At 38.0% G+C, this 8,331-nt stretch carries 6 protein-coding genes and 2 pseudogenes; 1 reads left to right on the forward strand and 7 read right to left on the reverse strand.

Annotated elements, in window-relative coordinates; all coding sequences use genetic code 11:
• Positions 1-62 precede the first annotated feature (62 nt).
• From ACR65M_RS25650 to ACR65M_RS25660, 3 genes are all read right to left on the reverse strand, one after another.
• Positions 63-611 (reverse strand): metallophosphoesterase family protein, encoded by a 549-nt coding sequence (locus ACR65M_RS25650; RefSeq protein ID WP_440274815.1) that lies wholly within the window; start codon positions 609-611, stop codon positions 63-65.
• A gap of 149 nt (positions 612-760) precedes the next feature.
• A complete protein-coding gene (locus ACR65M_RS25655; RefSeq protein WP_440274816.1) occupies positions 761-2,014 on the reverse strand; it encodes an ABC transporter permease in 1,254 nt (417 codons plus the stop codon).
• Complete coding sequence (locus tag ACR65M_RS25660; RefSeq protein ID WP_341332493.1) at positions 2,007-2,906, reverse strand: ABC transporter ATP-binding protein; 900 nt, start codon at positions 2,904-2,906, stop codon at positions 2,007-2,009. Before ACR65M_RS25660 ends, ACR65M_RS25655 begins: the two co-directional genes overlap by 8 nt.
• Before the next feature lie 159 nt (positions 2,907-3,065).
• Here ACR65M_RS25660 and ACR65M_RS25665 point away from each other — a divergent pair, with 159 nt between their 5' ends.
• Positions 3,066-3,248 (forward strand): YhzD family protein, encoded by a 183-nt coding sequence (locus tag ACR65M_RS25665; RefSeq protein WP_341332494.1) that lies wholly within the window; start codon positions 3,066-3,068, stop codon positions 3,246-3,248.
• Positions 3,249-3,321: 73 nt separating this feature from the next.
• Here the strand turns inward: ACR65M_RS25665 and ACR65M_RS25670 are convergent, their stop codons facing one another.
• The 4 genes and pseudogenes from ACR65M_RS25670 to ACR65M_RS25685 form a co-directional block, all read right to left on the reverse strand.
• Positions 3,322-4,110 (reverse strand): enoyl-CoA hydratase, encoded by a 789-nt coding sequence (locus ACR65M_RS25670; RefSeq protein WP_341332495.1) that lies wholly within the window; start codon positions 4,108-4,110, stop codon positions 3,322-3,324.
• A 669-nt stretch (positions 4,111-4,779) separates the two neighbouring features.
• Positions 4,780-6,399, reverse strand: a pseudogene (locus tag ACR65M_RS25675) (long-chain fatty acid--CoA ligase).
• Positions 6,400-6,453: 54 nt separating this feature from the next.
• Positions 6,454-7,593 (reverse strand): acyl-CoA dehydrogenase family protein, encoded by a 1,140-nt coding sequence (locus ACR65M_RS25680; protein WP_341332497.1) that lies wholly within the window; start codon positions 7,591-7,593, stop codon positions 6,454-6,456.
• Positions 7,594-7,820: 227 nt separating this feature from the next.
• Positions 7,821-8,261: pseudogene (locus ACR65M_RS25685) on the reverse strand (coproporphyrinogen III oxidase); the annotation flags it as partial.
• Positions 8,262-8,331: the final 70 nt, after the last annotated feature.

Here is an 8,331-nt window from a genome sequence, read left to right on the forward strand (position 1 = left end):
AATGTCACAATACTTATCTCAAGTATTGCCATTTTGGAGGTGTTTTATATTGTCTCACTATTTTAGGTTAGTCCATACCGACTATGTGAACTCTCCCCTTCTTTACTTCCATGTAAGATGCCTATATGATATGTGGCACCGTCTTTCTTTTCATAAAATTTGGTTTTGTTTTCAAGCACAGCTTTTTTGGCATAGCTAAACCCATAAATATTCGCAACGGTTTCTCCATTTTTTAAATATGGAATGACCTCGACATTTTCATTTTGAAACACATGGACATTACTCGGCCATTCAAAATGTGGCCAATTTCCACTAAGATGGTCATGATTACCGTGCGTGACAAATGCCTCAATACCATGTTCTCTAAGTCGTTCCATTTCTTTACGAAATCGTGATTGTGCACGGAGGCTTCGGTCTTCTCCATCGAATAAATCACCGGCAATGATGATAAAATCAACCTTTTGCTCAATCGCAATATTGATTAATCTAGACAAGGAGGTAAACGTACTCTCTTGTACACGCTTAAAAACTTTCGTTGGCAGATTGGTTAACCCTGAAAACGGGCTGTCCAAATGTAAATCCGCAATATGTAAAAAGGTAAGTGCATCCATTAATTAGCTCCTTTAGACTCTTTTACCTATATTCTATCACCTACTCAATACGAATGCACGTTCTTATTAATATGAGATTATCAGGGTGTATATTGGTTTTAGATCATATAAAAACCGAGGGAAATTACCCTCGGTTTAATTCTTGTAGCTTATTTATCATTCTTTGTAATTTGTAAAGCCTTTTTGATGTCTTTGAAGGAGGATGATTTACCGTACATTAGTACTCCTCCGCGGTAGACTCTAGCTCCAAATATCGCTAGTAAAGTTATTGTTATAACTAGTAATCCAATTGATAATGCAATTTCCCAGGTTGGAAGTGTTAGCATACCAACTCGAAGAAACATGATCATTGGTGCGAAAAATGGAATATAAGAAGTAATTGTAATCGCGGATGATTCCGGTTTTGTTAGCCCAAACATTGCAATCATAAATGCGGCTACGATTAACAAGGTCATCGGTGTGATCATTTGTTGAACATCTTCAATTCGACTTACTAAAGACCCTAAGAAGGCTGCAAGTGTTGCATATAAGAAGTATCCCAAAATGAAGAAAACACCAGCGTAAACAAAGGTTGATACGGGCAAATCGCCAAAACCAAATACTTCAAAAAATCCGCCCTCCATACCACCCATGCTTTGCTTTAAGGAGCCATATCCGACCAATAAAATCACAGCAAATTGAGTTAGGCTCAATAATGCAATACCAAGTATCTTACCGAACATTTGCTTAATAGGAGAAACACTCGAAATCAATATTTCCATAACACGAGATGATTTTTCAGTAGCAACTTCCATCGCAATCATATTTGCATACATGATGACTGCAAAATAGATAACAAATAAAAGGACGTATACTAAACCACGCGCTTGATTAAGTTCTTCTTCCGATTTTGCGTTTTCTTCAAGGGCCACTTTATCAAATTGGACGGGTGCATACAATTGATTAATCTGATCAGGGGTTAATCCCGCTTTTGTGGTTGCGATTGTCACCTTCAACTGTTGAAGAGCCTGTTCTAGTTGCCCAGTGATTTCTGAATCTGTTATCGACGGTGCCTTATAAACTCCCTCTGGTAGACCCTCTGAACTTTCAGTTAGGATAAGATAACCGGTTAATTCTTCGTTAGTAACCCGTTCTTGGGCATTCTCTTCTGCCCCTTCCATTTTCTCAATGACGATATCACTAGACATAGCTGATAAAGTCTGTTCATACGCTTGATAAAGCTCATCTGACTCGCTAAGAACTGCTACATGGGTTGTCTCATCTTCATCAAATTTGTCAATGATGGTTTGAATATTTGCTAGACCAAAGATAATGAGTGCCGTTATCAATGTCGTAATAATAAATGATTTTGTTTTTAATTTACTCACATAGGTGTGAAAAAGGATAATCCAAAACTTATTCATAAGAAGCACCTACCTTTTCGATAAAAATATCATTTAAGGAAGGTTCCTCTAATACAAACTTTCGAACAAAGCCTTTTCCTACTATAGAATCTAGTATTTTTTGTGATATTTGTTCACTTTCAACCTGTAAATTGAGTCCCTCCGCAGTTTCCTTCACCCTTGTTACACCTGCTAATGTTTTTAAATGACTGATATCAAAATCGGCATGTACGATGACATTTTTCTTTCCAAAAGAACGCTTAATTTCTTTTAGAGAACCATGGACAACAGGTTTGCCGTGATGCATAATGCATAAATGTTCACATAATTCCTCAACATGTTCCATCCGGTGACTTGAAAATACAATTGAGGTCCCTTCATTTTTCAAATCCACAACGGCTTCTTTTAGAAGCTCTACATTCACAGGGTCAAGCCCGCTGAATGGTTCATCAAGAATTAGTAACTTCGGCTTATGAATAACAGATGCAATAAACTGTATTTTTTGCTGGTTCCCTTTTGATAATTCCTCAACTTTTTTTGTCGCATATTCAGGAACCTTAAATCGTTCTAACCAGTAATCAATTTGTTTTAAAATATCCTGTTTTTGCATACCGCGTAGTCTCGCAAGGTACACAAGTTGATCACGCACCTTCATTTTTGGGTAAAGTCCTCTTTCTTCTGGTAAGTACCCAATCATATGGCTTGTATCGTAATTAATCTTTTTTCCATCCCAACTAATTCGGCCATCACTGGCATCTAATAATCCAAGTATCATTCGAAATGTTGTTGTCTTTCCTGCCCCATTGGCGCCTAGAAATCCAAACATTTCACGCTCAGGAATTTCGATTGATAGGTTATCTACTGCTGTGAAGCTACCGAATCGTTTTGTCACATTTTCTAGCTGTAATGCCATTTCGACTCCTCCTTTTCCTGTTGTTTTTTACGAATGAGTTAGGAAAAAGTTTCAAAAATTATCATAACACATTTATTTATTGTATATATTGCGCTGGAACTTGCAATCAACTACACTTTAAGTATCTGAATTTTAACTTTATTTATGGGGGACTCTGATATGAACTATGTGTTAACAGTGTTTGATAAAACGGGAGAAAAATTACTCGAAGAAACATTTGAAGCTGCTACTGAAAAAGAGGCAAAGGAAACTGGCGAAAGAATACTGATAGAAAAAAACTATTTAGAAACAACACATCGTTGCACAAGCACAGCAGGAAAATTAGTGTTATTTCATCGTTAGGCAGGCACCCAATTTGGGGTACCTGTTTTTATTTATTAAAAAATCCCGCTGTGCTTTCAACGGGATTTTTTCATTATTCACCTTTAAAAACTGGTTTTCTTTTTTCTAAAAAGGCTTGAATGCCCTCACGGTGATCCTTCGTACTTCTCATTGCATACTGTCCGTGTTTTTCTAATTCCAATATTTTTTCAAGCTCTGATAAGTGCATTTGATTGTAGATAGACTTAGTTTGAATCATGGCAAGTACAGGTTTCTTTTTCCACTTTTTCACCTTATGAATGACTGCTGTTTGCAGTTCTTCCTCTGCAACCTCATCAATTAATCCGAGGTGCAAGGCTTCACCAGGAGACAATTGCTTTCCTTCCCAAATTAAATGTTTTGCTCTTGCTTCGCCAAGTCTTTTTTCAAGAAAGAAATGTGCACCACCATCAGGAATTAGGCCGATTCCGATAAAGTTCATAGCTAATCTGGATTGTCGATCAGCTATGATGTAATCAGCACCTAACGCAAAGCTTAACCCAAGGCCAGCAGCTGGTCCATGGATTGCGCTGATTACTAGCTTCGGTAACAAGTATAGCGTTTTCATTATTTCTGAAATAAGTTCCATCACAGGTGCAAAAGCACTTTCGTCAGTTGAACTTAACATTGTTTTAATATCTCCACCAGCTGAAAAGCCTCGTCCACTACCAGCCAATACAAGGATATCCACTCCATCGTTGGCAGCTACTTCTTTTAAACTATGTAAAATTTGGTTAAGCATTTCAATATCCATCGAATTTAGTGCTTCTGGGCGATTTAGAGTAAGATAGGCTACTCGCTCATCAATATGAAGAAACACTTTTTCTACTTGTTCGATTGCCATTATTAAGCCCCCTTAGTGGTGTTTCTACTATTATATAATGATATTACCTTAAAAGAAACCGTTTTCAACAAATTGATAAGGTCATCCAAAGTTTTTGGATGACCCTTTTGCAAGTTAGTTATCTACTAAATTTACCCAGAATTTTTACCTCTATATTGAGTTTGCGAATTTCCGGGTTCGCTATCTCCTAAAGTTATCCAGTTGTGAACCTCTTTTCTATCTTTGCGGGTTCGCTATCTCCTAGTTTTGCCCAATATCTAACCTCTTTTCCATCTTTGCAGGTTCACAATCTCCTAGTTTTGCCCAATACCTAACCTCTTTTCCATCTTTGCAGATTCACAATCTCCTAGTTTTACCCAATACCTAACCTCTTTTCCATCTTTGCAGGTTCACAATCTCCTAGTTTTGCCCAATACCGAACCTCTTTTCCATCTTTCCGGGTTCGCTATCTCCTAGTTTTACCCAATACCGAACCTCTTTTCCATATTTCCAGGTTCACAATCTCCTAGTTTTGCCCAATACCGAACCTCTTTTCCATCTTTCCGGGTTCGCTATCTCCTAGTTTTGCCCAATACCGAACCTCTTTTCCATCTTTGTGATAACGCCATCTCCTGGTTTTATCTAGTTCCGATCCTCTTCATACAGTTTCTTTCGAGGTGTCCTACATGTTTACTTAACTTGTGATAGATGGTCTTTCAGTTGGTCTCGAAGGGCTCTTTTCAAGAACTTTCCTACTGATGTTTTCGGGATATCATTCATGAAGATGATGTCATCTGGCAACCACCATTTCGCAAATTGTGGCTTTAGAAACTCATATAGCTCATCCTTTGTAATTTGGTCCTTTGCAGCATCTTTTAACACTACACATGCAACTGGCCGTTCTTGCCATCTTTCATGCGGTACTGCAATAACCGCCGCTTCAAATACTGCCTCATGGGCCATAAGTGCATTCTCAATATCAACAGAGGATATCCATTCTCCACCACTCTTGATTAGATCCTTTGTTCGATCAACAATCTTCACAATTCCTTCTTCATCTACTGTGACTACATCTCCGGTATGTAACCACCCATCTCGGAACGCATCATTTGTTCGCTCATCCTTATAATACTCATCCGCAATCCAATTTCCTCTTAACAATAACTCTCCCATTTCTTTACCGTCATTGGCCACTTCTCCATTTGCCCCTACAACTTTCATTTCAACGAGGGGGACGATAGAGCCTTGTTTCGAGCGTATTTCTAATTTTTCCTCTTCTGATAGATTATTTTGATAGCTTTTTAGACGCGACAAAACAACAAGTGGTGTTGTTTCTGTCATCCCATAAGCATGGATAAACGGGATTTTGTATTTTGTTTCAAACGCTTAAATAAGCCCCTTTGGAGCTGCAGAACCACCACATAAAATACGAGTTAGACTGCTTGTATCGTAGCTGCCTTGTTCTAGTTCATTAAGAAGCCCAAGCCAGATTGTTGGTACACCCGCAGTCATTGTTACTTTCTCGGAATCTATTAATTCAGCCAATACCTTTGGAGTAAAATAGGGTCCCGGCATAACGAGAGTGGTTCCAAACCACACCGCCGCAAAAGGTAATCCCCAGGCATTTACGTGGAACATCGGAACAACTGGCATCGCAATATCACTTTCCGTCAATCCTGAACCATCGGCTAAACCTAGTGCCATACTGTGTAAGACAACTCCGCGATTTGAATAGACAACCCCTTTCGGATTACCAGTTGTTGCAGAGGTGTAGCACATCCCTACAGGATCATTTTCATCAAGGTCTTTCTTAAATTCGAAAGTAGGGTTTCCTTCATTTACAATTTTTTCATAATGATAAAGTGGTTCTAAGTTTGTTTCTGGCAATTCATCCTTATCAGTCATAATGATGAACGCCTCAACTGTTTTTAATTGATCCTTAACCTTTTCTAATAATGGAAGTAGATCTTCATCAAAAAGCAGTACCTTATCTTCTGCGTGATTGATGATGTAGACTATATGCGCAGGTGAAATGCGGATATTGATGGTATGAAGAACTGCACCAATACCAGGAATCGCAAAATAAGCTTCTAGATGACGATGATGATTCCATGCTAATGTTCCGACACGCTCACCTTTACTTACCCCGATTTTGTCAAGTGCACTTGATAATCTTCTTGTTCGTTCACCTATCTCTTTATAAGTATGAGTTACAATTCCATTTGAAGTTCTCGAAACAACAGTTTTCTTTGGAAAATACCTCTCTGCACGCTCGAGCATTGATGAAACTAGCAATGGTACATTCATCATAATCCATTCCCCCACTTCAAAATTATTTGAAAAAGGCAAGTTACTCTCGTAAACTTATAGCCCCATATTTTTTGCGATTATCGTTTTCATGATTTCATTTGTCCCTGCATAAATCGCCGATACTGGTGTGTCACGATACCGTCTCGCTATCTCGTATTCCTCCATATATCCGTATCCACCATGTAGGTGCATACATTCAGCTGCGACTTTTTTTGCCATATCGGTTAACCACCATTTTGCCATGGAAACCTTTGTCACCACATCCTTTCCTGCGATATGTTTCTCAATCAAATCATCTAAAAAGGTTCTACCTATTTCAACTTCAGTTGCCATCTCTGCAAGTCTAAATTGAATATGTTGGAATTTACTAATTGGCCGCCCAAAAGCATCACGCTCTTTAACATATTTCATTGTTAGCTTTAGCATTGTTTCAGCTGCAATTTGAGCGGATATTGCAACAATTAATCGTTCTTGCTGGAGCTGTTGCATCAAGTAATAAAAGCCCTTCCCCTCAATTCCAATAAGATTTTCAGCAGGAACAATTGCATCTTCAAAAATCAGTTCTGCTGTATCTTGGGCATGAAGACCAACCTTATCGAGTTTCCTTCCACGAGTAAATCCTGGGGTATCTTTTTCAATTGCTAACAAACTAATTCCTTTATGTTTTTCTTTCGGATCTGTTTTACAAACAACAACGACTAAATCCGCATGAATGCCGTTTGTTATAAATGTTTTCTGACCGTTTACAATGTAATGGACACCATTCTTTACAGCAGTCGTTTTAATCCCTGCCAAATCAGAACCAGCACCTGGCTCTGTCATCGCTATTGCTGTAATCATTTCACCTGATATACATGTTGGCAACCATCTTTGTTTTTGTTCCTCTGTGCCATATTCATTTAAATAAGGGACCACGATATCACTATGAAGTCCTATTCCTATCATGCTTGCTCCAACTCGTTCAAGCTCTTCGTTAATGACGACAGTATAGCCAAAATCAGCATTAAGGCCTCCATATTTTTCATCAACCCATGGACATAAAAAGCCATTCTCTCCCATTTTCGTCCAAAAAGAACGAGGGATTATCCCGTTTTTTTCCCAATCGTTATAAAAGGGATATGCTTCTTTTTCAAGAAACTTTTGAAAGGCATCCCGAAATATATGATGCTCGTCTTGTAAATAACGTGCCGTCATTATTATCCCTCCTAGTAATAAGGGTTTGTTTTTATCAATGTATGTTTCATGATGGGTAAATATAATGTGGTATTTTTGTGAAAGTCTTGTCTAATAGAAACAAAATAGAAAGCGTTTACATTTAATAAAAAGGAGTCTGTTTAACTTTATGAGTTCCAGTACTTGAATAATTCCTCATTATTAAGAAAAATCCTCCTTTTTGAACGAAAAAAAAGAGGTATAGTTTCCTATACCCCTTTTGCTACTCCAAATAAATCGTTTAAAATCTCGATTTTTTTGTTCGTGTATTCAATAAAATGATCATTGTAGGATTTCGGATCCTTCGGGTTTGCAAATTGAGTAATCTTCCCCGTCATAGGATCAATAAATTTGCTAGCTGCCCCACAGCCTAAGCCGATGATTGTTTGCATTTCTTCCATAATCATAATATTGTAGATACTCTCTTGCCCTGGTAGTGAATAGCCAACATTCTCTAAGTTTCCAAGTATGTTCTTCATTCGATATAAATAATATGGGACATACCCGTGTTCCTTTGTCCATGTTGAAGCATTATTCATCATCTCTGTAATTTCCTCACGGCCGGCAACCTTATATTTTTTCTTATTTCGTGTCATTTCAGACGCACGCTTAAAGGATAAAGTATGAACAGTTAGTGACTCTGGCTGGACTAACCTAAAATAGTGAGACAATATAAAACACCTCCAAAATGGCAATACTTGAGATAAGTATTGTGACATT

It is taken from the genome of Ferdinandcohnia sp. SAFN-114, from assembly GCF_059415045.1.